This window comes from Pseudomonas sp. 22526, from assembly GCF_052044735.1.
Classification (GTDB): Bacteria; Pseudomonadota; Gammaproteobacteria; order Pseudomonadales; family Pseudomonadaceae; genus Aquipseudomonas; species Aquipseudomonas piscium.
In genome coordinates, this window is sequence record NZ_JBQENK010000001.1 from 394,225 (window position 1) to 420,974 (window position 26,750).

At 60.1% G+C, this 26,750-nt stretch carries 26 protein-coding genes and 2 pseudogenes; 7 read left to right on the forward strand and 21 right to left on the reverse strand.

Annotated elements, in window-relative coordinates; genetic code table 11:
- Nucleotides 1–18: 18 nt before the first annotated feature.
- Entirely contained in the window at nucleotides 19–921 is a 903-nt protein-coding gene (locus ACTJKT_RS01760) for a LysR substrate-binding domain-containing protein (RefSeq protein WP_210474234.1), read from the forward strand.
- Here ACTJKT_RS01760 and ACTJKT_RS01765 read toward each other — a convergent pair.
- Both ACTJKT_RS01765 and ACTJKT_RS01770 read right to left on the reverse strand, forming a co-directional pair.
- Entirely contained in the window at nucleotides 918–1,673 is a 756-nt protein-coding gene (locus ACTJKT_RS01765) for a phytanoyl-CoA dioxygenase family protein (RefSeq protein WP_440785962.1), read from the reverse strand. The two genes, ACTJKT_RS01760 and ACTJKT_RS01765, sit on opposite strands and share 4 nt — an antisense overlap.
- Nucleotides 1,674–1,678: 5 nt before the next feature.
- Nucleotides 1,679–1,909, reverse strand: a complete 231-nt coding sequence (locus ACTJKT_RS01770; protein WP_097303609.1) for a hypothetical protein — start codon at nucleotides 1,907–1,909, stop codon at nucleotides 1,679–1,681.
- A 258-nt stretch (nucleotides 1,910–2,167) separates the two neighbouring features.
- Here ACTJKT_RS01770 and ACTJKT_RS01775 point away from each other — a divergent pair, with 258 nt between their 5' ends.
- From ACTJKT_RS01775 to ACTJKT_RS01795, 5 genes are read left to right on the forward strand one after another with little or no spacing between them, the layout of a single operon-like run.
- Nucleotides 2,168–3,556 (forward strand): S-type pyocin domain-containing protein, encoded by a 1,389-nt coding sequence (locus tag ACTJKT_RS01775; RefSeq protein WP_440785963.1) that lies wholly within the window; start codon nucleotides 2,168–2,170, stop codon nucleotides 3,554–3,556.
- Between the two features lies 1 nt (nucleotide 3,557).
- Nucleotides 3,558–4,031 (forward strand): DUF6392 family protein, encoded by a 474-nt coding sequence (locus tag ACTJKT_RS01780; protein ID WP_440785964.1) that lies wholly within the window; start codon nucleotides 3,558–3,560, stop codon nucleotides 4,029–4,031.
- 26 nt (nucleotides 4,032–4,057) lie between these two features.
- Nucleotides 4,058–4,528 (forward strand): DUF6392 family protein, encoded by a 471-nt coding sequence (locus tag ACTJKT_RS01785; protein WP_440785965.1) that lies wholly within the window; start codon nucleotides 4,058–4,060, stop codon nucleotides 4,526–4,528.
- Between the two features lie 39 nt (nucleotides 4,529–4,567).
- Nucleotides 4,568–5,029 (forward strand): DUF6392 family protein, encoded by a 462-nt coding sequence (locus ACTJKT_RS01790; RefSeq protein WP_440786059.1) that lies wholly within the window; start codon nucleotides 4,568–4,570, stop codon nucleotides 5,027–5,029.
- Between the two features lie 25 nt (nucleotides 5,030–5,054).
- The gene (locus ACTJKT_RS01795) at nucleotides 5,055–5,528 is read left to right on the forward strand and encodes a DUF6392 family protein (protein ID WP_440786060.1); all 474 of its coding nucleotides are present in this window, start codon (nucleotides 5,055–5,057) and stop codon (nucleotides 5,526–5,528) included.
- Between the two features lie 53 nt (nucleotides 5,529–5,581).
- Here ACTJKT_RS01795 and ACTJKT_RS01800 read toward each other — a convergent pair whose 3' ends face one another.
- The 8 genes from ACTJKT_RS01800 to ACTJKT_RS01835 form a co-directional block, all read right to left on the reverse strand.
- The gene (locus ACTJKT_RS01800) at nucleotides 5,582–5,818 is read right to left on the reverse strand and encodes a hypothetical protein (protein ID WP_440785966.1); all 237 of its coding nucleotides are present in this window, start codon (nucleotides 5,816–5,818) and stop codon (nucleotides 5,582–5,584) included.
- Nucleotides 5,819–6,044: 226 nt separating this feature from the next.
- Entirely contained in the window at nucleotides 6,045–8,159 is a 2,115-nt protein-coding gene (locus ACTJKT_RS01805; RefSeq protein ID WP_440785967.1) for a family 16 glycosylhydrolase, read from the reverse strand.
- A 24-nt stretch (nucleotides 8,160–8,183) separates the two neighbouring features.
- On the reverse strand, nucleotides 8,184–9,017 hold the full coding sequence (locus ACTJKT_RS01810) for a glycosyltransferase family 32 protein (protein ID WP_440785968.1): 834 nt from the start codon (nucleotides 9,015–9,017) through the stop codon (nucleotides 8,184–8,186).
- A gap of 102 nt (nucleotides 9,018–9,119) precedes the next feature.
- Complete coding sequence (locus ACTJKT_RS01815; RefSeq protein ID WP_440785969.1) at nucleotides 9,120–10,679, reverse strand: carbamoyltransferase C-terminal domain-containing protein; 1,560 nt, start codon at nucleotides 10,677–10,679, stop codon at nucleotides 9,120–9,122.
- A 597-nt stretch (nucleotides 10,680–11,276) separates the two neighbouring features.
- Nucleotides 11,277–12,098 (reverse strand): hypothetical protein, encoded by an 822-nt coding sequence (locus tag ACTJKT_RS01820; protein WP_440785970.1) that lies wholly within the window; start codon nucleotides 12,096–12,098, stop codon nucleotides 11,277–11,279.
- A 143-nt stretch (nucleotides 12,099–12,241) separates the two neighbouring features.
- A complete protein-coding gene (locus tag ACTJKT_RS01825; RefSeq protein ID WP_440785971.1) occupies nucleotides 12,242–13,525 on the reverse strand; it encodes an SMODS domain-containing nucleotidyltransferase in 1,284 nt (427 codons plus the stop codon).
- Nucleotides 13,518–14,138: an SLATT domain-containing protein gene (locus tag ACTJKT_RS01830; RefSeq protein ID WP_440785972.1), complete on the reverse strand. Its 621-nt coding sequence runs from the start codon at nucleotides 14,136–14,138 to the stop codon at nucleotides 13,518–13,520. Before ACTJKT_RS01830 ends, ACTJKT_RS01825 begins: the two co-directional genes overlap by 8 nt.
- A 127-nt stretch (nucleotides 14,139–14,265) precedes the next feature.
- A complete protein-coding gene (locus ACTJKT_RS01835) occupies nucleotides 14,266–14,544 on the reverse strand; it encodes a hypothetical protein (protein WP_440785973.1) in 279 nt (92 codons plus the stop codon).
- 456 nt (nucleotides 14,545–15,000) lie between these two features.
- Between ACTJKT_RS01835 and ACTJKT_RS01840 the strand changes: the two are divergent.
- Nucleotides 15,001–15,153, forward strand: a pseudogene (locus tag ACTJKT_RS01840) (IS5/IS1182 family transposase); the annotation flags it as partial.
- Nucleotides 15,154–15,165: 12 nt separating this feature from the next.
- Here the strand turns inward: ACTJKT_RS01840 and ACTJKT_RS01845 are convergent.
- From ACTJKT_RS01845 to ACTJKT_RS01895, 11 genes and pseudogenes are all read right to left on the reverse strand, one after another.
- Nucleotides 15,166–15,405 (reverse strand): annotated as a pseudogene (locus ACTJKT_RS01845) (integrase domain-containing protein); the annotation flags it as partial.
- A 507-nt stretch (nucleotides 15,406–15,912) separates the two neighbouring features.
- Nucleotides 15,913–16,353 carry a CBS domain-containing protein gene (locus ACTJKT_RS01850; protein ID WP_440785974.1) on the reverse strand — a complete coding sequence of 147 codons (441 nt, stop codon included), beginning with the start codon at nucleotides 16,351–16,353 and terminating at the stop codon, nucleotides 15,913–15,915.
- Nucleotides 16,354–16,448: 95 nt separating this feature from the next.
- Nucleotides 16,449–16,838: a nitrite reductase small subunit NirD gene (gene nirD / locus ACTJKT_RS01855; protein ID WP_440785975.1), complete on the reverse strand. Its 390-nt coding sequence runs from the start codon at nucleotides 16,836–16,838 to the stop codon at nucleotides 16,449–16,451.
- On the reverse strand, nucleotides 16,838–19,399 hold the full coding sequence (nirB, locus tag ACTJKT_RS01860; RefSeq protein WP_440785976.1) for a nitrite reductase large subunit NirB: 2,562 nt from the start codon (nucleotides 19,397–19,399) through the stop codon (nucleotides 16,838–16,840). Before nirB ends, nirD begins: the two co-directional genes overlap by 1 nt.
- A 381-nt stretch (nucleotides 19,400–19,780) precedes the next feature.
- Nucleotides 19,781–20,395 (reverse strand): RraA family protein, encoded by a 615-nt coding sequence (locus ACTJKT_RS01865; RefSeq protein WP_440785977.1) that lies wholly within the window; start codon nucleotides 20,393–20,395, stop codon nucleotides 19,781–19,783.
- Entirely contained in the window at nucleotides 20,392–21,171 is a 780-nt protein-coding gene (locus ACTJKT_RS01870; RefSeq protein WP_440785978.1) for an IucA/IucC family C-terminal-domain containing protein, read from the reverse strand. Before ACTJKT_RS01870 ends, ACTJKT_RS01865 begins: the two co-directional genes overlap by 4 nt.
- Nucleotides 21,168–21,959, reverse strand: a complete 792-nt coding sequence (locus tag ACTJKT_RS01875) for an ABC transporter ATP-binding protein (protein ID WP_440785979.1) — start codon at nucleotides 21,957–21,959, stop codon at nucleotides 21,168–21,170. The genes ACTJKT_RS01870 and ACTJKT_RS01875 overlap by 4 nt, the downstream gene beginning before the upstream one ends.
- Nucleotides 21,960–21,969: 10 nt before the next feature.
- Nucleotides 21,970–23,001 (reverse strand): FecCD family ABC transporter permease, encoded by a 1,032-nt coding sequence (locus ACTJKT_RS01880; RefSeq protein WP_440785980.1) that lies wholly within the window; start codon nucleotides 22,999–23,001, stop codon nucleotides 21,970–21,972.
- The gene (locus tag ACTJKT_RS01885; RefSeq protein ID WP_440785981.1) at nucleotides 22,994–23,983 is read right to left on the reverse strand and encodes a FecCD family ABC transporter permease; all 990 of its coding nucleotides are present in this window, start codon (nucleotides 23,981–23,983) and stop codon (nucleotides 22,994–22,996) included. The genes ACTJKT_RS01880 and ACTJKT_RS01885 overlap by 8 nt, the downstream gene beginning before the upstream one ends.
- Entirely contained in the window at nucleotides 23,980–24,873 is an 894-nt protein-coding gene (locus ACTJKT_RS01890) for an ABC transporter substrate-binding protein (RefSeq protein WP_440785982.1), read from the reverse strand. The genes ACTJKT_RS01885 and ACTJKT_RS01890 overlap by 4 nt, the downstream gene beginning before the upstream one ends.
- Entirely contained in the window at nucleotides 24,866–26,749 is a 1,884-nt protein-coding gene (locus tag ACTJKT_RS01895; protein WP_440785983.1) for an IucA/IucC family protein, read from the reverse strand. The genes ACTJKT_RS01890 and ACTJKT_RS01895 overlap by 8 nt, the downstream gene beginning before the upstream one ends.
- Nucleotide 26,750 lies beyond the last annotated feature (1 nt).

Below are 26,750 nucleotides of genomic sequence, written 5' to 3' on the forward strand. Positions count from 1 at the left end.
TTTGCATGAGTTTTACGAATGAACCCCAGACGTCTCACCCCGTCGATGTCGGTACTGGTGGCTTTCGAGGCCGCGGCGCGGCATGGCAGCTTCACCAAGGCCGCCGAAGAACTGGCGCTGACCCAAAGCGCCGTCAGCCGCCAGGTCCAGGCCCTGGAGTCGCTGCTGGAAGTGCCGCTGTTCAGCCGCGACGGCCGGCATATCGAGCTGACCGCCGCCGGCGCCCTGTATCACCACGAACTGGCGGCGGCCCTGGCGCGGATCCGCAACGCCACCTTGCAGACCATCGCCCACAAGGCCGGCGGCGGCCCGCTGCACCTCGCGGTGCTGCCGACCTTCGGTTCGAAATGGCTGCTGCCGCGCATGCATGACTTTTACGCCAGCCATCCGGGCACCCTGGTGCATATCCATTCGCGGATCGTCACCAGCGACCTGTCGAAGGACACCGCCGACATGCACGCCATCATCTGCGCCGGCACCGGCCATTGGCCCGGCTACGAGGCCCATCGGCTGCTGTCGGAAAAACTCACGGTGGTGGCCAGCCCCAAGGCCCTGCCCGAATACGCCTCGATGTCCGTCGCCGACGTGGCGCAACAGCTATTGCTGAACGTGGTGTCGCGCCCCGATGCCTGGCCCGAGTGGTTCGAGCAGAACGGCCTGCATCAACGGGCAATGCGCATGGGACCGGGGTTCGAGCTGACCGCACACCTGATCCAGGCGGTGGTCGCCGGCATCGGCATCGGCCTGGTGCCGCGCATTCTGGTGCAGGACGAGATTCAGAGTGGCGAGCTGGTGGCGCTGTTCGAGCCGGTGGACAGCGGTCGCAGCTACTACCTGGCCTACCCGAGCCGCTATCAGCACCTGCCGTCGTTGCAGGCGTTCAGTCGCTGGCTGTTGTCGATCCCCTTTCCCGACAGTTAGTCGTATTCGGCTTCTTCATGCTCGCCGAGCAGGCGCCGCTGGCGCGGCGAGGCCGCGGCCACTACCTCGGGGTTGAAACACCAGTGCAGGTACGGCGAGAACTTCTGCGCCACCATGCGCCGGCCATAGTGCACCTGCAGCAGGTAGCGGATGCGCTCGGCGCTGCTGTTCTCGCTGCCCGAATGCCACAGCTCGCTGCGAAACATCAGCGCGTCGCCGGCCTGGCACAGCACGGCCTGGGGAGTTTGGCCATGCCAATGTTCCTCGCCGGCCCGTGGCGGTCGCCCGGCTCTATGGCTGCCCGGCACCACCCGGGTCGGGCACAGGTCCTGGTCGATATCGTCCAGGTACAGGTGGCAGGTACAGATCTGCATCGGCAGCTCGAATGCCGGATCGCTGAGCAGACTGCGGGGCAGTTGCAGCACCAGGTAATCCAGGTGCAACCCCATGCCCTGGAAACCCGGATGGCAGCGCCAGGCGGTCTGGCCGATGACATGGCAGTCGGCACCCAGCGCCGCTTCGGCCAGCTCGATCACCCCCGGCAGATCGAGAAACGGCAGCCACAGCGGGTCGCGGTTGAACACGCATTTGTAGTGTTCGAGCAAGCCGCTGTAGTCCCAATGTTGCGGTTTCAGACCATCGATGGCACGGCGCAGCAGGTCGATCTGCAACCCGTCGAGCACCCCGGGCAGCAGCACAAAACCCTCGCTGTGTAGCGCCCGCAGGCATTCGGGGATCGACACGGTGGCCATGGCGGCTAGTCGATGGGGCCGATATTGATCAGCCGATCGCTGCCCAGCCCCGGCACCCTGGCCAGCACCCCGACCGGCGTCGCGGCGGAAAACTCGATGACATAACCCATGCCGCTGCCGTCCTCCTCCATGGTCAGGACCCAGCGGGCCACCTCGTCGGGGTTCAGGCTCAGCGCCTGCGCCACCCGGCGCTGGCGGCGCTCCTCAAGGGTTTCGTCGAGCAAGTAGTCGTTCATCTGGCGCAACCTCCGGCGGATGGCAACCCAGCCGGGCCTGGCGAGGCCCTCACAACAGCTATTAATCCATTCTCGGCAAAAGTCGAATCCAGCTCGGCGCGCCGTGACGAACGGCAGGCTTTATCGCCAGTTCCGGACGGCCGGTTTTATCCGCGGCCCACAAGCGAGTTTTCTTTCGAGCGTTTCAGAAAGGGCCTAAAGCGCCGCGCGGAACCGGCCCCCTAGCATGGGTGGCGGATCCAGACAGCGAGGCTGCCCATGCGTCTACTGAAAAACTCCGATCGCGAGGCACGGTATGCGCAAAGCCCGCATGACGCGGAAAACCAGGTGCGCATGGCCCTGCAACGCGACAGGACAAGCCTTGTAGGGTTGGATGAGCTGTTGCGGGAGCATTACACCCTCAATAGCGACCGGGACATTCTTGCCGCGGTCAGAAATGGCGACTGGGTACTGGTCACGGACAATGCCGCAAGCGGGAGCGGCAGCCTGCTCTGCCCCGTGCCGGAACCGGACCCGGTCTACCTGCAGCAAGACCCCTGGCCCGACCCCACTCCCCGCACCGACCTGGTCTTCGCCAAGTCCATCAGCAGCGCCCCTTGGGGCACCACTCAGGCCGGCACCGCCAGCGAGCCCGCAGGCAATTTCGGCAAGACCATGCTGATGGCCTCCTCGGCGACCGAGGTCGGACTCGGCAGGGTCGCCGGCGAACTGATCCTCAGGAGTTTCGCCTGGTCACTGCAGATGGCCGGCACGGCGGCCAGAACCCTCGGCGGCCCGGCGGGCCAGGTCCTGCTCCTGGCCATGACCCCGACCCAGCTCGGCGACGATTCCTTCTACAGCGAAGAACAACTGCGCGAGCTGCGCACCGCCACCACCCGAGTGCGCTTCCAGTTCCGCCGCGACAGCCAGGGCGCGCTGCAAATCCATGGCATCCACACCAGCGCCCAGTCGGGCCAGGACAGCGTCCCGGTGATCAAGGCCCACTGGAACGCCGACAAAAACGCCATGCAGGCCCACCTCGGCACGCTCACCATCACCTGGACACCCCACAACGGCCCGGTGGTCACCGCCCCGACACCCTACCCGGGCGTGACCGACGAACTGGCCCGCCTCATGGTCCACCCCATCGCCGAAGGCGGCGACAGCCAGCTCCAGGGCGCGCCCCTCGACGAGTTCAAGGTCGAAGACTGCATCATCACCTTCCCGGCGGACAGCGGCATCCGCTCGCTGTACCTGGTCTTCGCCAAGCCCATGGTCAACCCGCTGGAGGTTGGGCCGGCGAATGATCTTTCCAGTAGAAGTGCGAAGGATGGGCTGGATATTGATCACATACCGTCGCAGAAGGCGTTGGAGACGTTTCTGAAATCCAACGTGCCGGATATACATGAAGACCACATGAAAGAAGCTCTACGAAAAGCCCCAAGTATCGCTATTCCCCGCGCGGTACATCAAAACTACAGTGAGACGTACGGTGGCCGAAACAACAAGGCCCGCCAGGCAAAGGATGCTGCTGACCTCCGGGCCGCCGTAGACGCTAATCTTGATGCCATCAAGCCCTTCTTGCAGGAAGAGGGCTTCACCGAAGAACAAATTGATACGGCACGCTCTGAGCTGCACGACCTTCATCGGAAACAAGGCTGGTATTGATATGAACGCTGCACTGATTGATGACTTGGTTAAGAGCCTCGGCCGTACCTACCCTGAAATGAATGCCTCCGGAATGTATCTCCCGGGTGGCCCACCAAAAGGAATCTTCGAGGACAGCAATACCATAGCCATGTCACCGGAGGCAGGTATAGAACTTGAGTTTTGGGCCAGCACCCAGCGCTTTGAGGCCTTATATATCTCCTTGCTAAAGCGCTTCCCAGAACAATCAACCTACAAGGGAAAACTGCCCTACCACCTCGAAATCAAGATGAGCCAGCAATGGGTCAGATCCCATCACGGCGAACCTCTGGAGTCAGGAGCGCCTTATAGAATCCCGGTGCTAGGTATGACTGGCGGCTGGGATACTTATCGCTTTGCAGGTTTCCCCAAACATATCCATGTGCGGTTCAAGTACACCGTCGACATGGAAGTGGAAGGGATAGTGTTCAGGCTTAACGAAAAGTCCCACGCTTAGTTTTACGGGGCACAGCTGGCTCGAATATGAACACCACAATGATCGATGACCTGATTAAAAGCATGGGGAGGACCTATTCCGAGTTGATCGCATCCGGAATGTACCTCCCAGGCGAGCAACCAAAAGGTATGCTCGAGGGCGATGAGACCTCGTTCATGTCACCCGCAACCGGAATAGAGTTGGGGTTTTCAAGCACTCAGCACTTTGACTCTCTCTCTATCTACTTGCATAAGACCTCCGACGACGACTCAGTTTACGAGAATGGATTGCCGTACCAGCTCCAACGCCGAATGAACCGAGCTTGGGTAAGGTCCCATTACGGAGAGCCTTTGGAGTCAAAAGCACCTTTCAAAATGCCGGTACTTGGAATGACTGGCGGCTGGGATACCTACCACCTTCCCGGCACGGCAAAAAACATTAGAACGGTATTTCAATACAACATGAACATGGAAGTTGAAGGAGTTGTGTTCAGGTCAAACAACAAGCCCAATGTTTAGTTTTGTATGGACAAGGCTGTTATTGATATGAATGCTGCAATGATCGATGACTTGGTCAAAAGCCTCGGGCGCACTTACCCCGAAATGATTGCCTCAGGAATGTATCTCCCAGGAGGACCACCAAAGGGCATCTTTGATGACAGCGACAGGGTGACGGTGTCGTCGGAGCCAGGGATCGAATTGGTTTTTTGGGCCAGCACTCAACGTTTTGAAAACCTGTTCATTACCTTTCTTGAGGGCTTTGAAGGAGAGCCCATATACCGAGGGAGTCTTCCCTACCAGCTCAAAACGAAGATGAATCAGACGTGGGTTAAATCTCAATATGGTGAGCCGCTGGAGTCAGGAGCGCCTTATAGAGTTCCTATCTCCGGCATGACAGGTGGCTGGGATAGCTATCGTTTTCCAGGCATGTCCAAGAGCATCCATGTGTTGTTCAAGTACACCGTTGAAATGGAAGTGGAAGGAATCGTCTTCAGACTGAACGAAAAATCACACGCGTAGTTTAGGAGGTACCGTGATCGAGGAAATGAACGCCGTCATGATCAATAAGCTGGTTAAGAACCTTGGCCGCACCTACCCCGAAATGATTGCCTCCGGAATGCATCTTCCTGGAGGCCCGCCAACAGGTATTTTCGAGGACAGCGATACCTTATCGATGGCCCCTGAATCGGGTCTTGAAATGGGATTCTGGGCCAGCAATTTACGGTTTGAAATTTTCTTTATCAGCTTGCTCGAAAGCTTCGAGGGAGCATCCACCTACGGGGGCGAACTGCCCTACAAACTTGAAACTCGAATGAGCCAACAGTGGGTACGATCCCGTTTCGGAGAGCCTTTTGCATCACGAGCCCCCTTCAAAATGCCCATTAGAGGTATGACAGGTGGGTCTGATACCTATCGTTTTTCGAGCATGCCTAAAGAGACTCAGGTGGTTTTCAAATACAACGCCGAAATGGAGGTTGAAGATGTAGTGTTCGAGCTGAACGAAAGATCACATGCTTAGCTCTGCAGGGACAATGCTGGTTGATGTGAACGCCGCAATGATCGATGACTTGCTTAAAAGCCTCGGGCGTACCTATCCCGCACTGGTTGCCTCTGGGATGCATCTCCCCGGCGGTCCACCAACAGGTGTTTTACACAACTGGAAATATTGGTCGCATAATTATCGAAGAAACGGGCAAAATTGTCGGATTCAGGGACAACCAAGTTATTCTGTTGAATGCAGTGGTGCTGGATGTGGGAGACAGGAATCGTATCAATACGAAACTGGCTGAATTCAATGGGTATTTTCATCAGCGTCTTCCATTATCCTGTCAGGGCTTTTTCACGGTGGTTCGCCACCTGGAAATAGGCTGAGGATAATTTTAGAGATAACGAGTCATACCCTGAAGAAAATGCGCGAAAGCCAGCCTTGAGCGCCGCATAGGGGATATCGAGAGAATAACCAAGCCTGAAGGCCGTTCCAGCGATTGAACTTTAACCTCTCTTTGCACACATCTCCGTGTAACCACGATTGGAGTCACGCCCACACCGATACCTTTTTGAAGCTCGCTGTCGCTGGCAGGACATGGGGATCGAGCTGTCCGGCGAGCTCTTCGGACCGAGGAGCCCAGAGGTTTGCGTGTAGTCGCATTGGAAGATGTGGAATTGGGGTGGGGTCCCAGCCTACGCGCTCATGCACGACGTGGCCGTCCACTAACCACGTGATACGGTCCGGCCGCCAGTCAACCGTGTAGACATGGAAGTCCGAAGTAGCATCGAAGCCGAGGTCGATACGGCAAGGCGAACCCCTATAGCCAAAGTTCATTGCTGCACCATCGTCACCTGGGTTGAAGTAGACGTTTACCAGCATGCTTCGAGGATCATCTCCTGCCAGTTCTACATCAATCTCTTGCCTTGGTGCATCTCGGTGAAGGAAAAAGCCAGTAATAAGGCCGGATCCGCTGGCGGCTTTGATCTTAGCCTCAAAGCGACCGTATCCGAACAGTCGTTTTGACGCGAAGGCTCCCGAACGGTACTGCCTGGTTCCAGTGGCAACCTTGCTGACGATGAGATGGGCACCTTCCTTATCATGAACGAGAGCATCCTGCGAAAACGAGACCAAATTCCCCGGGAAAGTCTCGACGAGCGCGGGAAAAGACGAGGTCGCTGTAGTCATTTCGGAGAAAACGAGCAGTTCCCCCATCGGTGGTATGGGGCGATTCGAGGGTACTCTCGGCTGCCACCCATTTTTTGCCGGGAGAACCCAAGGTGACTCATCTAGCAAAGAAATCTGCTGGGAATGCGAAGGAGCAATCCGGTGCGCGCCGTCTGCTCTACCGTCTCTAAACATCCTCAACCACCGTGGTGCTCCAACAGGGAAAGACTGCACGGGCTCAGTGAGGCCAAGAAGACTGCAGATCGGCTCCCACAATCCATTGTCTGACTCGCCATACGACAGAATCGCGGTGCGCGAAAGCGGTAGAGATCCCTGCCGTGTCTCGGACTGAAACACTGTCTTCGCTTCCATGAGAAACCTAACGTCAGTCCTTGCGGTTGCGGCTTCCATCGCATCCGGCGTTAGTGGAGCGTCAACGAGGGCGTCGAACATCTCGAAAAGCTCCAACAAGTCTTGCGGTCGAATTGCGTCTTCATCACCATCGAACACCCGCACTCGCAACCCCAACATCGACAGAGCCATTGCGAGCGCTTCATGCTCGCCGCAGGTAGTCCAGGCCAACACCGACACAGCCCCCGCCCGTTCGGGTGCCATAGGGTTCGAGCCTGCATCAATAATCCCCGCTCGCGCTAGGTAAGGAAGCACGGAGTAGGAATTGTCCGAGCCGCTATCCTGTCGCTGTAATATCACCGGCGAGGAGAGGGCGAGTGCACCGAGTTCACCAAAGCGATAGTTTAACCACATGTCCACAGGGCCAATCACGGGCATTGCCCGGAGCAGTGCCGCCGCCCCCTCACGCGACAAGATGTAGCCGGAGAGAAACCAAAGTCCCCGCACCGGTCGGAAAAGAGCATCGCAGAGGTCAACACGTTCTGCTGTTCCCCCGGCATCTTCATAGGACAGGTACAACAAACGCGGACCTCCTTCAGCACAACAGTGTTGAATGGCGGCACGCCAGCCACAGGAGATTGCTGCCGCTGCGCCTATCTTGAACCAAACGTCGTCCTCGAGCACCAGCACATATTTGTCTGTCCCGCACGCGATGGTCTTCCAAACCTCCACGTGCGACCTCGCTACAGCTATCTCCTGCCGCGTCATTGTTATAGGCTCGTTGACGGGAAAGCACTTCTCAAGCCTCGCATCCGGCTGGACGTAGAGTTGATCACCAATGCGGTATGTCGAGTCGACATCGGCTGTTGCGGCGACGGCGCGGCCGTCGCGAGCGTCCACTGCCGCAAATCGTCGAGCCATGGAGGCAAGGGAAACACCGTCGGCCGTGCGGAACCGCCGGAGTTCTCGGAGCACACGACGCCATCTACGCGGTTGCCGGTCAAGGTTGACGATTAGAATCGAGTTGATCAGTCCTTCGCCCGTGCCAAAGGCCGAGATTTTCCCTCCCGGAAAAATGCTCGCTATGGCACGTAGCAACCGAAATGCTATCCCACGCAATATGCCCGAGGCGTCCCTAAGATTCATCGAAACTTCCTACTCCAGATAGCCTCAGTGGGAGTCCATGTTGCGCCAGTTGCGGGCGTCATTACGGTAGGACAGCTCCCAACGTGTTTCCGCAATGGCCTCCCAATCATGTAACAACTCAAAGTCGAGAGGAGCCCCCCTAACCATCAGATCACGTGCGTGCGCGGCTAACGATGCGGTGAGATTTCCGGGACCAGTCGTCTCTTGGATCTCTGGGAAGCGACCCTTGCCTAAAAGCTTCTCGGTCGAGCGAGACAGCGCTCGCTTCAGTACGGGGTGATGGGCTGGCGCAGCTATTGGATCGTTGTTGACATAAAATATGCGTTCGTCTGTCGGTAGATCCCTTCGCCAGATCTCTGACGCTGGTACCATGCCGCAAGATGGGATGTCGTAGCAAAGCGGCTGCACCTTAAGTGCGCTGTCATGGAAAAGGTATCTCCAGTTGTCTCCAAGCAGTACGTCGTCTGCATCGATATAAAGTCCACCTTCTGCAACCAAGACGCACATCCGCAAATAGTCGCAACGCATTGCCGGATGTCGGCATCGCGCGAATGCCTCTTGCTCCGACTCTCCATACCACTCAGTAATGTACTCGGCAGCGGATACGTCGTTAAACATCCGGAACGCAAAGCCCTCCGCGCTAAGCCTCTTCCAACTGTTCATACAGGCTTGAACGTCTTCCGGCACATCATCCGGATCGTGCCAGTACTGTACGAGTGTCTTCGGAATACTCGAAGCCAGGTTCGATCCGGCAACATCCGAAGTTGCCGAGCGGTCCAGTTGATGCAACGTGAGGTTTCGGATAAAGGCGGATCGCAGACGATCGTCCTCCTCGAATCCCAGTGGGTATGAATCCATAATGTTTGCTTACTCAGTAAGGGTCATACATCGGATTGGGGCACCTGACTGATGCCCCTTCCGGCGTGACGCGTGGCGCAACTACCGCTAGGCTTTGCCCGGTTAGCGGGTCGCCAAAGCTGAAGAGTCCGCTACCGCCTTGTATGTTTGATATCGCTGGGAGTCCTTTAGCAGATATGCCCCCCCTTCGACCACGAACCCGTCCAATCCGTGCTCCACGCTGTAGGCATCGAGATCAGCAATGTTGTTGATGAAGCCTTTCCCGTTGAAATTCAGGGACGTGTTACACAACACCCCGTACCCAGTGCGATTTTTAAACGCGACAAGCAGGTCATAAAGTCTTTTGTTTGTTTTAGAGGTGACGGTCTGGATACGGGCCGTCCCGTTCACATGCGTGACGGCTGCTAGGGCGTTCGTCGTTGCACGATGAGTGAAAAGCATGTGTGGACTTTCGTGTGCGCATCCGAACCATCTCGCTGCATCAGCCTGGAGGCATACAGGAGCAATCGGACGGAACTGTTCGCGCTGCTTGATCTCGTTCAGTCGGATTCGAGTGCTATCTCGGAACGGGGCAGCTAAGATAGACCTGTTGCCAAGTGCGCGTGGACCGATTTCGTATCGGCCACTTACCCATCCGAGGATGAGGTCGCTCGCCAGCATATCGGCAATTGCAGCGGAATCGACATCTTGGATGTCATATCTCTCAGCATTGAATGCGCCGAGCGCACCAAATGCCAACCCAGCATAGACATCCCATTCGATCTTCGGATTGCCAGTAAAGCGGAACTGCGCATCGACGGCCGTGCCTATGGCGGCGCCGGAATCGTTGGCGACCGGAGGCACGAATATCTCCGAAAAAAGACCAGTCTCCATCCACTTCGTGTTCCAGTCGCAATTCAACCCACATCCACCGGAAATAATCAGTGGAAGCTTCTTCTTCAAGTGATTTTTTGCGAACCGATAGAAGATATCGAATAGTGCATCGCTATAAATCCCCGCAAAATTTCTAAACTCAGGGTCTTCCAGCCCCACATTGAAGTGAGGCGCGCTCTCAATGGCCTCATAGGAACTAAGTGCCTGGCACGGGCCACCCAGTAGAAAATTAATCAATTTCTTCTCTTCAGCGGAAGGCGTGCTCCGATTCGAATATGAGGCCAGCGCCATGAGTTTCCCTGCATCTGAGTGCCGGGGATACGATCCAGTTTTTGGAAAGGTCGGATCTGCCAATCCATAGAGCAGACCGTAGCGATTTCCCGGCTGATCTAGAACGTCGGCAACCAGTGTGATGTTCAGTTCTGAATCAATCTCGTAAAAAGCACCGAGGCCGCCTTCCCACACTAATGCATAGCACGGGGTTCCTTTTGGGAAAGTCGACATGCCAAAGGCACAAAGTAAGTGCGCGCGTTCGTGCGAGGATGAAAAGTACTTCACATCTCGCTTTAGGAAACGTCTTTGGCTTATGATGAAATCGTTATCGGATAACCCACGATATCCAACATTCGTTTTCGAGCCAAATAGATACTCATTGTGATCACGAGGCCACCATCCTCCAGCACAAATGACATCTGGAATATCCTCTAACTCACCGATCGCATCCAGAACATCCGGAATAGCAAGTGATGAATATCGATAGTTTGAATTTTTTTCCGCTTCGATAGACATTATTAAACGTCCATCTTGAAGTAGTGCGATAGCGCCATCGTGGCCCGGGTTATACGAGAGAATTTTCACGCGGTGGCAATCCCGTCATCCATAAACACCCACTTGCGTGATGGCGCTCCCCCCTGCTGGGGTGAGCGCTCCACACACCATTTATGCAGCAGTGCAGGACCGTACCACAATTTTAGTTATGCCGGTTCGCTTAACATCGCGAGTGGAACCGCATCTCGCCTAGGCCAATGACTCACAGAATGGCGATGCTGGATTTTGGTCAGATAGGATAGATCCGAAGAGGCTGAAAGAAACACGCTCTGCAAGCTAAGCCGCACAGATCTGTCCCCCTACTTCTGTAGACGCCTTCATGCTTCAAGGGAGGGCTGCTAACCCAGCATACATGTCCCTTGCTCGGTCTTAACATTCAATCAGACCTTCGCTTTGCACTTGAAAACCCACGGCTTTTCTAAACGACGAGCTAGCAACCGCACCGTCAGCAGGTAGTAGTACCGAGTTGCCGCGCATCGCCCAGCTAGTCGGTGCTCAAGAAACCAAGTCAGCATTGTTCAAGTAGGCGAACAGCGAGAGGTCGGTCACTCCGACCTCTCATGCCCGTTGCACGGCTGGTTTACATCGCACGTTCAATTGCAGGCAATCTATCGGGCTAAGGCCTTCATGGTTGCGCACCATCAGCCCAGCGTTGGTAGCTCTGTTCGGCATGGTCGGGGTTGTCGAGCTTTGGCTTTGTACGCGGGCCAGCACCTCCAAACGTTCAGCCGCCTTTGGCAGCCAGCCATGTTTGATTGCCCAACGCCTGATGTTTTCTGCAGGTTCTTTATGATCGCGCGAACGGAGAATTCGAAGGATCCGCTTGGCGTGTTCCTCGTCAGAGGGATGCAAGATGTTGTGGGCTTTATTGATCATCTTGGTCAGCGATTTCATCGCTTGTTCAACGACCGGGTCAGCAATGAGCTTCGCTGCTGACTGGGCCGGCTGACTCGGTTGGCCCAAGGCTTGTGGTGACCAGGTCTTCACCCAATCATCGATCTCACCTGCCGTCCAAGGGATAGCGACAACGGCTGCTACATTCTGTAGCGCGTCGATCTTGTCCATCATCTTTTGACTGGCATATACCGCGATCACCACGGACGGACGCGATAGCCATTGCAGTGTTTGCATCGTCTCGCAGCGCATCTGCGCACCACTTTCAAGTTTGACCGGTTTACCTTTGACGAGTGCGTCGTGGACAGCTTGACCAAGCGCGGTATGCAGGGAGCCAGAGGTGAGTGAGGCTTTGACTGGCACGAGGAAAATGACTTCGGTGACGTTCAGCGTGGCGCAGAGGAGATCAGCAACGCCGATGCCCTTCAAAATGTGTTCGGGGCTCTGGTTGGTGTCGGGTAAAAGAATCCTTTTTGCTGCGGGCATGCGGTTGTCCTTGTGGCGGTGGCTACGGATGTGAAGCAGTTCTGGATTGCAGCTTCGGTGCGCCATAGCGCAGATTGAATACTGCAAAGCGGCAGGCGTCGTTAGAGGTTTGGGCTGCTACCTGGTACACCTCTATACCGCACTCAAATTGGCACGATGATCCGACTGCGCGCTACACAGACGTTATCTTTCACCGCGTAGCATTCAACGTAATGATCGCCTTGGAAGGTTGAGTGTTCGGTGATTTGGCGGTGGCCGCTGTCGATACGGATCTCGCCGCGGATCATGTCTCGTTCGATGGCCTGTGGGCCGACATTCTTCACCTTCCAATAGATCTTGTACGGTGGTGGTACATCGATCTCGGCGACCCAGAATGTCAGCTCACGCTGCTTGGGAATTCGGTATGTCATGACGCGAGACATCAGGTTGCGAAGCCGATCACCTTCGTTCTTGACGGAGCAATCGATGCGCAGGGTGTACTGGATATCGAGGCTGAATTTTTGACCGATGAACTGCTCGGCGTTTTTGACGCGGTTCTCTGCGATTGCCTGTTTCTTTTCCTGCTCGACATACTCTGGGAAGTGCTCGCCGAACACAGTGTTCCACCGCTCATGGGCAACCTCGGCATCATCCAGCGCCTCCTGTAAGCGTCTCAGGGCCTTCTTGGCCTTGGGATGAAAGTTGCCTGATTTGGTGACGATGGAGCCACTGCCGGGCGCACGCCATTGCTCCTTGTCTTCATCGATATCAACCAGGTAGGCGAAGAAGTCCCGGGTCATTTCGCTGTAGGCGGCATAGGACTTGGTGTCGTAGTCCGTGGTGCCCTTCAGGAACTGGTAGCACAGGGTGTCGATCAGCATCCCCTTTAGTGGCACACCATGGTCGTTTTTCCAGGCTCGCACCATTTTGCATAGACGCTTGAGGTTATGGTTTTTGTCCTGGTTCAGCGTGTTGATCTCATTGATTTCGGCGACTGGGTTACAGGTTTCCCAGCTGCCTCCGTCATTCGCATCTGGGTAGGTGTAGCTGCCATCCTCATGCTCGAATGCCGGGAGCACCTCGACCACGTAGTCCGAGAAATTTATCGAGACTACCTGCTGCTGGGCCCTCACCTCATGGTTCGGGAAGCATTCTTTCAGAGCCAGGCGAATCTCACCGAGGAGTGACGATTGCTTGTTGTTCTCGTAGCGCTGAAAACGGTCGTACACCGACCACGGGAGCACGAAGGCCATGTCCAGATCGCTCACGCCGTGGACTGCGGTATGTCGACCGTACGATCCGACCTGGCGGCAGTGAAGTGTCTCTGAGGTGCTGTCGTAGTATTTTCCGTTGAGCTTCTCGGTGATCTGCCGGTAGCTTTTGGAGATCTCGTCGGCATTTTTAACCGCCAGGTTTCTACGAAACTGCTCGAAAAGCTCTTTACTCATGGGTGCAGGCTTCCTTCAGGGAGAGGAGAAGTTCCGGATGCGCGGCAAGCCATGACCCGCCGGCAAGAGCGATCAGAATGACTACGATCAGGGCGTATACGGAAAACGGGATCTTGTCCCTGAAAAACCTAAATTCACGGTGCTCAGCGATCCAATCGATCTGGTGATCCCAGAAGAATTTTTTGTGAGCCAGCCAGCCCGAGAACAGGATGTGCTTCCGCTGGCAGGCCGATCGGAAATGAGTGGTGATTTGATCCAGTTCGGCTTGATCGGCGGCGGTAAATTGCTGGTTGGATTTGCATCGGGCCGACATGCCCTTCAGCTGATCAAGCAATTCCGTCAGCTTGTTGCCGGCCTGAAAATATTGTTCTTTGGAGTCGGCGTAATAGGTGATGTAAAGGCTGCAAATGCCGATCACCGTGATGAGCGCTGAAACGTGTTTTGCCGCCAAAAAATCGATGTAGAGCGCTAGTACGCCTATCACCAGGGAGACCAAACCGATCCACCCTGGGGCTTTCTCCACAATGTCGTATGTGGAGAAGTGAAGCTTGGCGGAGTAACCGACGTCGTAGGCCTTTTCGGCGATCAACTTCAGCGCAACCTGGTGATCCATGTAGCGTACCTGCAGTGAGTCTCATGAGGTCGCCTGGCTGCCGCGAATGGGCGGTGTGCCGACGCATATGGCAGATGAGCAGGCGAGCGGGCAGAATCGCTCTCTCGCGCTCAGGGCCTCGAAAGGATCAGACCTGTTTCAAATTTCTGAGGTTGTCTTTAGCGGTGCTGTTGCGGTTTGCCCGAAGGAAGACGTCTTCAAAGACTTCCACATCCGCACCGGTTTTCCACTCCTCGCCGTCATGGTATCGAGATTTGAATGACACGCCGGTTTGGATGAGCTGAGCGACAAATTCGCGCGGCACGATAAAGTGCTCGTCTGAGCCTACTTTACGAACTCGAACAAATTCGATGTGCTCTTCAGTTTTGTCGAGTCTGATGCCATTGATGTAGTAAACGTCTGCCATGGGGGCTCCGATATAGTGGGGTGGCGGATCCAGATCTCGGGGCACTAGTTGCCATTTCAAGGCTTATTTTCTGATTTATTTTTTGGCAGAAAGTTGACGCGATTTAAGTCAATAAACTGGCATTAACAGTATTCATTTGAATGTGTACTACGTCTTGAATGATCTTGTTGGGTGTCTGTTTGGCAGGAGTGCGTGGCTCTTTAAGATGGACAACCGTTTATGAGCCATTGGGATTGTTCTCTTTTTGCGGTATGAATACCTACCTCACAGGATCGTGAGCAGTTTCTCGCTGGCGTTCGAACACCGCGTAGGAGGTAGTTTTTGAGTAAGGAATACGTCTGGGGCCCGTCGTATTGGGGCAGGGTTCTGACTAAGGATTCTCCGAACAAGTCAGCACAGGTCGCTCGACCTGTGCTGAAATAGCCCTCCGTTCAGCCGCCCCAATAAGCCATGCCCATGAGTCAGATGAGCTTTTCCGATTTCGAGTACGCCGGTAAGCGCAAGCAAACGCGCCCTGAGCGCTTCCTGGCCGAGATGGAGCAGGTCGTACCGTGGAGCGGTTTGGTGGCATTAATCGAGCCGCATTACCCAAAGGCCGGCGGTGGTCGCAAGCCGTAACCACTTCAAGCAGATACGCCGCATAGTCGGCCAACACCTTCCGATCAATCTGCCGCGCATCATTGATACCGGGCCCCTTTTCTGAGCGGCACCACCTCACGAATGCCAGCCAGCGATCACAGTGCGCCTTGACCGTGCCGTAGTGACCACCGCCGAACATGTCTTTCAGCGCCTGTGACCCTGCGTAACTCAATTGCCTGCCGTAGCCAAATTGCGGCCATCGCGTTTACCCACCAGAGCCATGTCGGTCACCTCACCTTCCGCTCTCCAATCCACGCCCCACGTCATCCCGCCAAGAATGCTGAGTGTCATCAGGGATCAAGGCCCCTGCCACCTGTGGGGATGTCCTCTAACGCGGGACTGGCGGCTCCTTACGACCGGGAGCAAGGGCATCTGATGATCTGGCTTCCTGAGCACCGTTACCGGTGGGCGGGTGGAGGCTGCATTGGCTGACGAGACCAGCGCTGCGAGATCCTGAGCCGGGTGGACGCAGCAATGCGATGACCGGGGCATGCCTGACTGTCAGTCAGGTGCAGTCCATTTCCTGGTCTGCGGCACCATCATCTACAGCGCTGTTGCTGGTGACATCGGCGTTTGTCATGAGGGGGGATTTATGCGATGAAAGCTGCAGCAGTGCTAGGAGCGCTTGCTGGAGATAGACACTACGCGGCGTGCCTGCCAGGACGCCTCGCGAGCAAGCTTCGCTCCTACTAGTGAACCACCTTGGCTTGACGGGTCCCTACTCACGATTCAATCCCCCCGAATATAGTGCTCCAACTGCCGAATCAGATCCGCCTGCTCGACAATCGCTTCCTTCACCAGATCGCCAATCGACAGCAAGCCAATCAGTTGCTCGCCTTCCAATACAGGCAGGTGCCGCAGGTGGCTGTCGGTCATCACGGCCATGCAGCGTTCGATGCTGTGCTGGCTGTCGGCGGTGACCACCGGTGCGCTCATGATTGCGCGGACCGGGGTGCCTACTGATGAGCGGCCTTGCAGCACTACCTTGCGCGCATAGTCGCGTTCGCTGATGACGCCGACCACCTGGCCGGCTTCCATCACCGGCAGCGCGCCGACATTTTTCTGCGCCATTATCTGCAGCGCTTCGAGCACCATCTGGTCCGGGCCGATGCTGTGCACCTGGTGGTTTTCCACGGCCTTCAACTTGAGCAACTGAGCAGCGGTTTTCATGGGCGTCTCCGATACCTTGAGCAACAGGGGTTCCGGCCCCGCGCCGAAAGGCGCGGAGTCAGGCATGGATCTGAATTGCATGAGGCGTGCAGGGCTTAGCGCACGCCGATTTCCACCACGTCGCCGCGCAGCCGCGCCGGCCATGTGCGCAGGCGTTGCTCGGGGTATTCCAGGCAGGAGCCGTCGGCCAGGCGGAAGTGCTGCTTGTACAAGGGCGAGGCGATCACCAGTTCGTCCTTGATGCAGCCCACCAGGCCGCGGCCGATCACGTTGGCGCCGGACTGCGGGTCATGGTTGTCGATGGCGTAGAGGGTCTGCTGCGCGGCATCCGGCAGGTAGATCAGCGCCACCTGGGCGCCGTCGTGCCAGACCACCACACCGCTGTGGCTGACCAGGTCCTGGCGGCTGCACACCGCCTGCCACTGCACGCCGGGCTGCTCGGCGAATCCGCTTTCGATAGGTTGCAGGCTTGGCGACAGGCTCATCAGAGCACCTCCTCGGTGACAGGGATCAGGTTGAGTTCGGCGGCCATGATCGGCCGGCGCTGGCCGCGTTCCTGGACAAAATGAATGTCCGGGTCCGGGCGCTGGTCGTTGACGAAGGTGCGGAAGCGCTTGAGTTTGTCCGGGTCCTTGAGGGCGTTGGCCCATTCGCATTCGTAGCGGTCCACCACCAGTTGCATCTGGGCTTCCAGCTCGGCGCCCAGCCCCAGGCTGTCGTCGATGATCACCGCCTTGAGGTAGTCCAGGCCGCCCTCCAGGCTCTCGCGCCACACCGAGGTGCGTTGCAGGCGGTCGGCGGTGCGGATGTAGAACATCAGGAAGCGGTCGATGTAGCGGATCAGCGTCTGGTCGTCGAGGTCGGTGGCGAACAGTTCGGCGTGGCGCGGACGCATGCCGCCGTTGCCGCAGACATACAGGTTCCAGCCCTTCTCGGTGGCGATCACACCGACGTCCTTGCTCTGCGCCTCGGCGCATTCGCGGGTGCAGCCGGATACCGCGAACTTCAGTTTGTGCGGCGAACGCAGGCCCTTGTAGCGGTCCTCGATCTCCAGGGCCATGCGCACGCTGTCCTGCACGCCGTAGCGGCACCAGGTGCTGCCGACGCAGGACTTCACGGTGCGGGTCGACTTGCCGTAGGCATGCCCGGTCTCGAAACCGGCGGCGATCAGCTCGGCCCAGATATCCGGCAGCTGATGCAGCTGGGCGCCGAACAGGTCGATGCGCTGGCCGCCGGTGATCTTGGTGTAGAGGTCGTATTTCTTCGCCACCTGGCCAATCACGATCAGCTTGTCGGCGGTGATCTCGCCACCGGCGATCCTTGGCACCACCGAGTAGGTGCCGTTCTTCTGCATATTGGCCATGAAGGTGTCGTTGGTGTCCTGCAGCGGCACCAGGGAGCGATCCATGATCGGCTGGTTCCAGCACGAGGCGAGGATCGAACCCACCGCCGGCTTGCAGATATCGCAGCCGACATGGCCGCGGCCATGCTTGGCGAGCATCTCGTCGAAACTGAGGATGCCCTCGACCCGCACCAGGGCGTACAGCTCCTGGCGGGTGTAGGCAAAGTGTTCGCACAGGCTCTTGTCGACACTGACGCCGCGGGCGATCAGCTCGTGCTCGAACACCTGCTTGAGCAGGCCGGCGCAGCCGCCGCAGCCGGTGCAGGCCTTGGTCTGCACCTTGAGCTGGCCGAGGTCGGAGCAGCCGCCATCGATGGCCGAGCAGATCGCACCCTTGGTGACGTTATGGCAGGAGCAGACCGTGGCCGACTCGGGCAAGGCGCCCGGGCCGAGGGTCGGCGCGCCGGTGCTGGACGGCAGGATCAGGCCGGCCGGTTCGGCGGGCAAGGCGATGCCGTTCTGCATATATTGCAGCAGGGTGTCGTAGTAGCTGTTGTCGCCCACCAGCACCGCGCCGAGTACCTGCTTGCCGCTGGCGTCCACCACCAGGCGCCGGTAGCTGGCCGTGGCTTCGTCGATGAACTGGTAGCTGCGCGCGCCCGGGGTCAGGCCCTGGGCGTCGCCGATGGAGCCGACATCCACCCCCAGCAGCTTGAGCTTGGTCGACATGTCCGCGCCCATGAAAGGCTCGCAAGGCTCGCCGCACAGTTGGGCGGCGACGCTGCGGGCCATCTGGTAACCCGGAGCCACCAGGCCGAAGATGCTGCCGTTCCAGCTGGCGCACTCGCCGATCGCGTAGATGTGCGGGTCGCCACTCAGGCACTGGTTGTCCACCACCACGCCGCCGCGCGGGCCGATCTCCAGGGCGCAGTCGCGGGCCAGGGCATCCTGGGCGCGAATACCCGCGGAGAATACGATCAGGTCGGTTTCCAGGAAGTCGTCGCCAGCGAAGTTCATCCGGTAGCGGTACTGCTCACCGGCGCTGATCGATTGGGTACCCTTGCCCAGATGCACGCCGACGCCCAGGGCTTCGATCCGCGCCTTCAGCGCACGACCGCCCTGCTCGTCCAGCTGCACCGGCATCAGCCTTGGGGCGAACTCCACCACATGGGCTTCCAGGCCCAGGCTCTTCAAGGCGTTGGCCGCCTCCAGGCCGAGCAGCCCGCCGCCCACCACCACACCACGCCGGGCATTAGCGGCCGCGGCGCGGATGCCATCGAGGTCTTCCAGGGTGCGATAGACCAGGCGCGAGTCGCCCTCGGCGCCCTCGATCGGCGGCACGAAAGGATAGGAACCGGTAGCCAGCACCAGCTTGTCGTAGTGCACCGGGCCGGCGGCGGTGAGCACCTGGCGGTTGGCGCGGTCGATGCCCAGCACCGCCACGCCCAGGTGCAGGGTCAGGCCCGGGGTCTGGTACAGCGCGGCATCGCCCAGGGCCAGGGATTCGGCGTCGCGACCGGTGAAATACTCGGACAGGTGCACCCGGTCGTAGGCGCGCATCGGCTCTTCGCTGAAGACATGCAGGCGGTACTGCTCAAGGGCGCCGCGCGCCACCAGCTGTTCGACGCAATGATGTCCGACCATGCCGTTGCCGATCACGATCAGGGTTTTGTGTGTGTTCAAAGGGGCAACAATGGCATTCATAAATAGCACCCGACCCAAGCCAATCACGGTTTTTTTAAAGCAAAAAAAAGCGCCTGAAACCTCACGGTTCCAGGCGCCTTTGCCTGTTATTTGCGGTGTGCGATCGGGCTGCTGTGCCTGACTCACCGAGTGCCCATGGCCTGTTGGCCGATCGATCTGCGTTGACCGACGGGGCGGCCCGCCCGCGACATGCGCGGTGGGGCGTTATCGGCTGTCTTGCAGCCTTTGTGCCAGGCTGCGTTGCAAGTCTTGAAACGCCGTGCTGGCGGGCTTGCGCGGTAATTCTGCAAGGCTCCCGGATACCCTGCCTGGGGCCCTGAATCGCCTTAGCCTGGTGCAAGGCCGGGTCGGCGACGCCTTATAAAAGTGCAAATCCACCACTCAGCCGATAGAAGCCAAGCGCTGCAAGAACGCCGCGCGCCGCTCGCGGTCCTGCTCCTCCTTGGCCAGCAACTGCGGCAACAACGCTTCGGCCCGTTGCCCGTCGAGAATGAACACGCCGTCATCGTCGCCGATGGCGATATCCCCCGGGTTGACTCGCACCCCGGCCACCTCGATCGGTTGGTTGACCTCCCCTTGCTCGCCGATGCCCCGGGTGGTGTAGGCGCTGATACCACGGCTGAACACCGGCAGGCGATGCTCACGCAAGGCGGCGACGTCGGTGACCGCGCCCTCCACCACCACCCCGGCCAGGCCCTTGATCAGTCCGGCCAGGGTGCGCAGTTCGCCCCAGCAGGCGCACTCCTGGTCGCCCACACACTGGATCACCAGCACGTCCCCCGGTTCGCTGAGCAGCAGCGCGTCGCGCAGGATGGCGCCATCCGGGGCGAAGACCTTGACCGTCACTACATTGCCGAGCATCCACAGCCCGTCGAACAGCGGGCGGATACCGCGCAGGTAACCCTCGTCGCCAAAGTGGCCGAGGGTCGAAGGCGCGATGCCACGGTAATGCTCGAGCAAGGCAGCGCTGGTGGGTTGTTGGCGCGGAGCGATCATCGGCATTTCCTCGGGCGCAGCAGCGGGCATGTGGAGCAGTATTCGGCGGGCTCGGTGGCCTCGTAATAGAAGCAGCAGGTGCGGCGAAAGCGGATGCTCTTGCCCTCCTCCAGCTGCGTCGGCGGGCGGCGGAAGTGCCGCAGCGGGTTGTAGTCCAGGCCGAACAATTGTGGCTCGGCCTCCTGCAGCAGCCAGTCGAAGTCGGCCTCATGCCGCAGGCGGATCAGCGGGTCCTCGACCTTGCTCATGCGTTTTTCGTACAGCGAATAGACCCGCACCGCGGTGTTTTCCCAGAGGATGCGCCGGGAAATGCCGCTGACCCGGTTGAAGGTCTGCCACAGCGGCGCCAGCACTCCGGCGAACAACGACTCGATGATGGAAGCACGCCAGGCTTCGCGTTCACCCGCGGCATAAGCCTGGGGAACCTGGTCTGGCAGCGGCATCGACGAAGTCCAGAGCCCGTCGTCGTGGCCGTACTCGATCACGCAATCGTCCAGGGACAGCAGCAGACCCTGGTCGCACACCGACATGGCGTACAGGCAGGCGCCGGTGGCGAGGAAGGAAAAACGCTTGGCCAGCAGCGAGGCGGTGATCCCTCGGGTCGGCGAACCTATCACTGGTCCCAGCTGGTCGAGCAGCGCGATGCAGGTCTCATCGTCGAGCAAGGCCCGGGCGCTCAGGGAGCGCTGCCGGTCGCGCTGGGCCATGGGTTTCAGCCGCAGCGCGCCGGACAGCACGCTCCAGTCTGCCGGGTTGAAGGCGGCTTGCAGGTTCATTGCGGCAGTTCCCGGCCAAAGGGAATGCACAGCGGCGTGCCGAAAAACGGATCGGGGATGATCCGGCAATTGAGGTCGAACACCTGCTTGACCAGCTCCTCGGTCAGGATATCCGCCGGCCGGCCCTGGGCGAACGCGGTGCGCTGGTGCACCGCCACCATATGGTCGGCGTAGCGACAGGCCAGGTTGAGGTCGTGCAGGACCATGACGATGGTCTTGTTCTCCTGGCGATTGAGCTCGCGCAACAGGTCCAGCACCTCGATCTGGTGCGCCAGGTCGAGAAAGGTGGTGGGCTCGTCGAGCAGCACGATCTCGGTGTCCTGGGCCAGGGTCATGGCGATCCACACCCGCTGGCGCTGGCCGCCGGACAAGGCATCCACCGGCCGCTCGGCCAGGGCCTGCACGCCAGTTTGCAGCAGCGCGCGCTCGACCATGGCTTCATCCTGGGCCGACCACTGCTGCATCCAGTTCTGGTAGGGATAACGCCCCAGGGCCACCAGCTGGCGCACGGTGATGCCTTCGGGAGCGCTGGGCATCTGCGGCAGGATCGCCAGTTCCCGCGCCACCGTCGCGGTGGATTTGCGCTGGATATCCTCGCCATTGAGGATCACCGAGCCCTGCTGCGGCTTGAGCAGCCGCGCCAGGGATTTGAGCAGGGTGCTCTTGCCGCAGCCGTTGCTGCCGATCAGCACCGACACCTGGCCCGCCGGCAGTTGCAGGTCCAGCCCGTCGATAATCACTTGGCGCTGATAGCCCAGGGTCAGTTGATGGGTTGCCATCGAGGACATCGGGAATTCCTTAGTGCCGCTGGTTGATCAAAAGATAAAGAAAGAACGGCGTGCCCAGCACCGCGACAAAGATCCCCGCCGGCAGATCCAGGGGCAGGAACAGGGTGCGCCCGATCAGGTCGGCCAGTATCACCAGGTTGGCGCCGACCAGCGCCGCCATCACCGCCTGCCCGGCAAACCCCGGGGCTACCAGGCGCTTGGCGATATGCGGCGCGATCAGGCCGACAAAGGCGATCGCCCCGCCCCAGGCCACCGCCGCTCCGGCCAGGGCCACGCTCACCAGGAGCAGGCCGGCGCGCAGCCACTGTACCCGCACACCGATGCCCTGGGCCAAGGCATCGTCCAATTGTTGCACCCGCACCTGGCGCGCCAGCCACACCAGCAACGGCAGGATCGCCAGCAGCCAGCCGCCCAGGGCCCGCGGCTCCGGCCAGCTGGCGCCGTAGACGCTGCCGGTGAGCCAGACATAGGCCGACAAGGTGGTGGTCAGCGGGCTGAACACCAGGACAAAGGTGGTCACCGCCGCCAGCAACGCCGATACGCCGACGCCGATCAGCACCAGGCGCAGCGGCGACGTGCCCTGCTTCCAGGCCAGCAGGTAAATCGCCAGGGCCGCCAACCCGGCGCCGAGCATCGCCGCCAGTGGCAAAAACTGCGGGCCCAGCAGCAGGGAAAAGAACGACAGGTACAGCACCGCCGCGGCACTGGCGCCGCTGGTGATGCCCAGCAGATCGGGGGACGCCAGCGGGTTGCGGATGATGCTCTGCAAAATCAAGCCGGACACCGCCAGCGCCGCGCCGACCAGGGCCGCCAGCAGCAGGCGCGGCAGTCGCAGTTGCTCGACGATAAACAGCAGGCGCTCGTCGCCGCCGTGCCACAGCAGCTCCAGCACAGCCAGCGGCGACAGCTTGAGCTTGCCCAGGGACAAGGCGCCGAGCATCACCAGCGCCGTCACCAGCACGGCCAGCAACAGCCGCCCCAGGGTCGCCAGGTCGATGCGCCGGGAGAAGCCAGCGGTGCGCAGGGTCAGGGTATTACTCATAACGACCTCCACGGCGCGCCAGGAAAATAAAGAAGGGGGCGCCGAACAAGGCGGTCATCACCCCCACCGGCACCTCCTGCGGCAGGATCACCAAACGTCCCAGGGTGTCGGCCAACAGCAGGAGGATCGCCCCCAGCACCGCGCAACCCGGCAGCAACCAGCGGTGGTCGATGGACAGGCTCTTGCGCACCATGTGCGGCACCAACAGGCCGATGAAGCCGATGCTGCCCGCCAGCGCCACCGCACTGCCCGCCAGGCAGATGATCAGCACGCTCATCAGCCAGCGGATCAAGCCGGTGCGCTGCCCGAGGCCGATGGCGATGGCTTCGCCGGCGTTGAGCACATTGACCTGCCCAGCCAGCAGCAACGACCCCAGCAAGGTCAGCGAGACGCCCACCAGCAGCGGCGCGGCCAGTGCCAGGTCGCGCTCGGACAGCGACCCGGCGAGCCAGAACAGCACGGTGTCCAGCCCCTCCTCGTTGACCACCAGCAACGCCTGGCTGAAGGCGGAAAACAACGCGGTGATCGCCGCCCCGGCCAGGACGATGCGCAGCGGATTGAGGCTGCCCTGCCCGCGATTGCCGATCAGCCACACCAGGCTGCCGGCCAGCGCGGCGCCGATAAAGGCGCACCACAACCACTGGTTCATGGATGACAGGGCAAACAGCGACGAGCAGAGGATGATCGCGAAGGTCGCCCCGGCGTTCACCCCGAACAAGCCCGGCGATGCCAGCGGGTTGCGGGTCAGCGCCTGCATCAGCGCCCCCGCCACCGCCAGGCTCGCGCCCACGGCGACGGCCATCAGGGTGCGCGCCAAGCGACTGTTGAAGATCAACTGCTGGCCGGCACTCAGGCTGTCCGGCTGCAACAGGCCCTGGAGCAGTTGCGAGGGTTCGATCCAGGTCGCCCCGGCCGCCAGGCTCAAGGCAACGCACAGCAGCAGGACGACAAACGCCAAACCGAGTTTCAGGCCACGACTCATGTAGGCGCCACCAGGCGGGCAATGTCATCGAGCATCAGGTTGGCGCCGAGGATCCCGCCGGAGAAACTCCAGGCGATGCCATCGACCCGCCACACCTGGCCCTGTTGCACGGCGTGCAGCTGTTGCCAGAACGGGTAATGCACCAGTTGCTCATAGTTGCGCTGTACCGCCGGGCTGTCCGCGCGCTGGAAAACGAAAAACAGGTCGGCATCGACCACGGGCAAGTTCTCCTTGCTGGTGAGTTTCATATAGGTGCCCCGGGCTTCACGGGCGACCGGGCTCCAGGCGAAGCCCAGTTCGCTGAGCACCGAGCCGGCGAAGCTGCCCGGCAGGAAACTGCGGATATGGTCCTCGCGCACGTCCAGCACCGACACCGTCAGCGGCCAGCGCCCGCCCATCTTCGCCTGCAACTGCTCGCGCAGTTTCGCCACCCGCTGCTGCCATTGCCCCAACAGGCTGCTGGCCTGCTGTTGCCGGTTCAGGGCCGCGCCCATCAGCGCCAGGGTGCGCTTGAACTCGAAGACTTCCTCGAGCATCAGCACTGTGCCCATGCGCTCCAGCAGCGGCGCGATGCGCTGGTGGCGAAAGCGCGAGGCGACTATCACGTCCGGCTCCAGCAGCACGATGTCCTCCAGGCTGGGCTGGGTTTCCAGGCCAACGTGGGGGACATTCGCCAGCGCCGGGCGCAGGTAACGGAAGGTCGGTTTCTCGCTCGACGACTCCACCACGCCGCAGGGCGTCACCCCCAGCGCCACGGCGCTGTCGGTGGCGCCCTGGAACAGGGTGACCAGGCGCAGCGGTTCGGCGCGGGCAATCTGCGGCAATGCCAGCAGCCCCAGGGACAGGCGCAACAGCGTGCGCCTGCAAGGATGGAGCACCGGGTCAGGCATCGGCGGCCAACCGCTGGAACGGGTTGACCACTTCGCCCTTGCCGAACGGCATGCTGCCCGGGCCGCCGGCGCGTTCGATCATCGGCGTCAGCAGCAGCTTCTGCGGCCAGCGCGGCGCTTCGAACAGCTGGTGCCTGATCATCGCCCGCGCCTCGTCGTCGAAGTCGATGCTCTGCAGCAGCCCGTCCAATACCTGGCGCAAGGCGCTCCACAGTGCAGTCACCGGCACTGCATAGACCTGGGCCAGGGTGTCGATGATCGCCCGCACGTTGACCTGGATCGCCAGGGTCTGCAGCCAGAACAGCAGGTCCTCGGGACGCTGGTGATAGAGGGTGTTGGCGTGGCCTTTCTTGATCCGGTATTCCGGGTCGGCCATGCCGTTGCGTTCCAGCCATGGCACGAAGATTCGCAGCGAATCGTGGTCGCGCAGCAGCAGGCCCTGGGCCTGGCCGGCCTTCCACACCAGCACCGCGTTCTGCCCGTGCACCTCACCGAGCATGCCGAGGCGGAACATCCGCAGGTTGACGTCGAAGAAGCGCTGGCACAGTTCGCCGAACAGGGTCAGCACCGAAGCCTGGGTCGCCGGCAGTTGGCGGTACTGCAGCCACTCATCGAAGAAGTGCCGGTTGCTGCCGGGCAATGGCGTGCCCAGGGCGGCCATCGGCAGCAGGCGGCAGTCCGGGTCGTCGAGCAAGGCTTGCGGGTAACCGCGGACCATCGCCGACAGGTGCCGCGGCGCCTCGTCGAACAAAGTCGCCTGGGGCGGCATGAAGGCCCACCACTTGCTCTCGTCGCACAGGTGCAGGCTCTGTTCCAGCACCGGGTCGAGGCGCCGCACCTGATGCAGCAACGCTTCGCTGAGGCCGCCGTTGATCATTTTCACCGCCGGCAGGTAACGCGAGGCGCCCAGGGAATAGATGGCCATGGGCAACTTCAGGTAGTCGGCGCTGGCGAAACAAGGGGTCATCGAACGCAGCGACGAGGTGGCGAACACCGTGGCTTCGCTGAAGTCCAGGCGCTGGCAGTCGCCACGGGCGAAGGCATCGCCCAGTTGCGTCTGCAACACATGCTCGAACTGCCACGGGTGCACCGGCAAGGCCACATGGCTGTCGCCGATGCCGCGCTCGCGCAGCTCGCCGGCCAACCGTACCTGCAAGGCTTCGGGCAACAGGTAGCGCGCCGGGTAGACCTGTTCCAGGTCCGCCACGCCCTCGCCGCATTGCAGCAGGCTCTTGTGCACCGCCACCCAGTTCAGCGTCACCGGCTGGGCGAACTCGGCCTGGTACTGCTGGTATTCGGCCTGCAGCAGACCCTGCTTGGCCTTGGCCAGCGGGTGGTACGGACGATCGCGCAGCGAAGCCCACTGCTCCATGGTGCGGAAGAAGGTGGCGCCGTCCTGGGCCATCAGGCCCTGGTGGTCGACCCGGTGCTCCAGGGACAGGGCGGTCTGCCAGACGCTGATATGCAGCACTTCGAGGAACAGCGTCAGGCCCTTTTCATTGTCCTGGAAACGCGGGCCCATGCCGGTGAACACCCGACGCATAAAGTCCACCGGAGTCAGCGCAGTCCAGCGCTGCTCCTGGCGGGCCAGCACCTGCGTGCCCGGGACCTTTTCCCACTGCTGGGTGATGCCCGGGCGCAGGGCGATGCTGATGAAGCGCTGTTCCTGGGCGTCGCAGCACCATTCCCAGATCCGCTGCTGCGTATCCGTGCCTTCAAGGGTTGGGCCTTCGAGGGCCGGGGCTTCAGGATGGGCCTGGCGCCATTGGCTGGCCGTCAGCAACGGCAAGGGTTCGCGACCAAAGAAGTCTTCGGCCAGCAGGCAATCGATCAGGTCCTGCATCACCAGTTCGGCGGCCATGGTTGTGAAGTTCATC

Coding starts and splice junctions, on each gene's coding strand:
- ACTJKT_RS01870 (WP_440785978.1), bottom strand. CDS start 21,171: ATGAACCTGCAAGCCGCCTTCAACCCGGCAGACTGGAGCGTGCTGTCC.
- ACTJKT_RS01790 (WP_440786059.1), top strand. CDS start 4,568: ATGATCGATGACTTGGTCAAAAGCCTCGGGCGCACTTACCCCGAAATG.
- ACTJKT_RS01760 (WP_210474234.1), top strand. CDS start 19: ATGAACCCCAGACGTCTCACCCCGTCGATGTCGGTACTGGTGGCTTTC.
- ACTJKT_RS01800 (WP_440785966.1), bottom strand. CDS start 5,818: ATGAAAATACCCATTGAATTCAGCCAGTTTCGTATTGATACGATTCCT.
- ACTJKT_RS01805 (WP_440785967.1), bottom strand. CDS start 8,159: ATGAATCTTAGGGACGCCTCGGGCATATTGCGTGGGATAGCATTTCGG.
- ACTJKT_RS01780 (WP_440785964.1), top strand. CDS start 3,558: ATGAACGCTGCACTGATTGATGACTTGGTTAAGAGCCTCGGCCGTACC.
- ACTJKT_RS01895 (WP_440785983.1), bottom strand. CDS start 26,749: ATGAACTTCACAACCATGGCCGCCGAACTGGTGATGCAGGACCTGATC.
- ACTJKT_RS01770 (WP_097303609.1), bottom strand. CDS start 1,909: ATGAACGACTACTTGCTCGACGAAACCCTTGAGGAGCGCCGCCAGCGC.
- ACTJKT_RS01835 (WP_440785973.1), bottom strand. CDS start 14,544: ATGGCAGACGTTTACTACATCAATGGCATCAGACTCGACAAAACTGAA.
- ACTJKT_RS01830 (WP_440785972.1), bottom strand. CDS start 14,138: ATGGATCACCAGGTTGCGCTGAAGTTGATCGCCGAAAAGGCCTACGAC.
- ACTJKT_RS01815 (WP_440785969.1), bottom strand. CDS start 10,679: ATGTCTATCGAAGCGGAAAAAAATTCAAACTATCGATATTCATCACTT.
- ACTJKT_RS01865 (WP_440785977.1), bottom strand. CDS start 20,395: ATGATCGCTCCGCGCCAACAACCCACCAGCGCTGCCTTGCTCGAGCAT.
- ACTJKT_RS01785 (WP_440785965.1), top strand. CDS start 4,058: ATGAACACCACAATGATCGATGACCTGATTAAAAGCATGGGGAGGACC.
- nirD (WP_440785975.1), bottom strand. CDS start 16,838: ATGAGCCTGTCGCCAAGCCTGCAACCTATCGAAAGCGGATTCGCCGAG.
- nirB (WP_440785976.1), bottom strand. CDS start 19,399: ATGAATGCCATTGTTGCCCCTTTGAACACACACAAAACCCTGATCGTG.
- ACTJKT_RS01875 (WP_440785979.1), bottom strand. CDS start 21,959: ATGTCCTCGATGGCAACCCATCAACTGACCCTGGGCTATCAGCGCCAA.
- ACTJKT_RS01850 (WP_440785974.1), bottom strand. CDS start 16,353: ATGAAAACCGCTGCTCAGTTGCTCAAGTTGAAGGCCGTGGAAAACCAC.
- ACTJKT_RS01810 (WP_440785968.1), bottom strand. CDS start 9,017: ATGGATTCATACCCACTGGGATTCGAGGAGGACGATCGTCTGCGATCC.
- ACTJKT_RS01825 (WP_440785971.1), bottom strand. CDS start 13,525: ATGAGTAAAGAGCTTTTCGAGCAGTTTCGTAGAAACCTGGCGGTTAAA.
- ACTJKT_RS01795 (WP_440786060.1), top strand. CDS start 5,055: ATGAACGCCGTCATGATCAATAAGCTGGTTAAGAACCTTGGCCGCACC.
- ACTJKT_RS01890 (WP_440785982.1), bottom strand. CDS start 24,873: ATGCCTGACCCGGTGCTCCATCCTTGCAGGCGCACGCTGTTGCGCCTG.
- ACTJKT_RS01885 (WP_440785981.1), bottom strand. CDS start 23,983: ATGAGTCGTGGCCTGAAACTCGGTTTGGCGTTTGTCGTCCTGCTGCTG.
- ACTJKT_RS01820 (WP_440785970.1), bottom strand. CDS start 12,098: ATGCCCGCAGCAAAAAGGATTCTTTTACCCGACACCAACCAGAGCCCC.
- ACTJKT_RS01775 (WP_440785963.1), top strand. CDS start 2,168: ATGCGTCTACTGAAAAACTCCGATCGCGAGGCACGGTATGCGCAAAGC.
- ACTJKT_RS01765 (WP_440785962.1), bottom strand. CDS start 1,673: ATGGCCACCGTGTCGATCCCCGAATGCCTGCGGGCGCTACACAGCGAG.
- ACTJKT_RS01880 (WP_440785980.1), bottom strand. CDS start 23,001: ATGAGTAATACCCTGACCCTGCGCACCGCTGGCTTCTCCCGGCGCATC.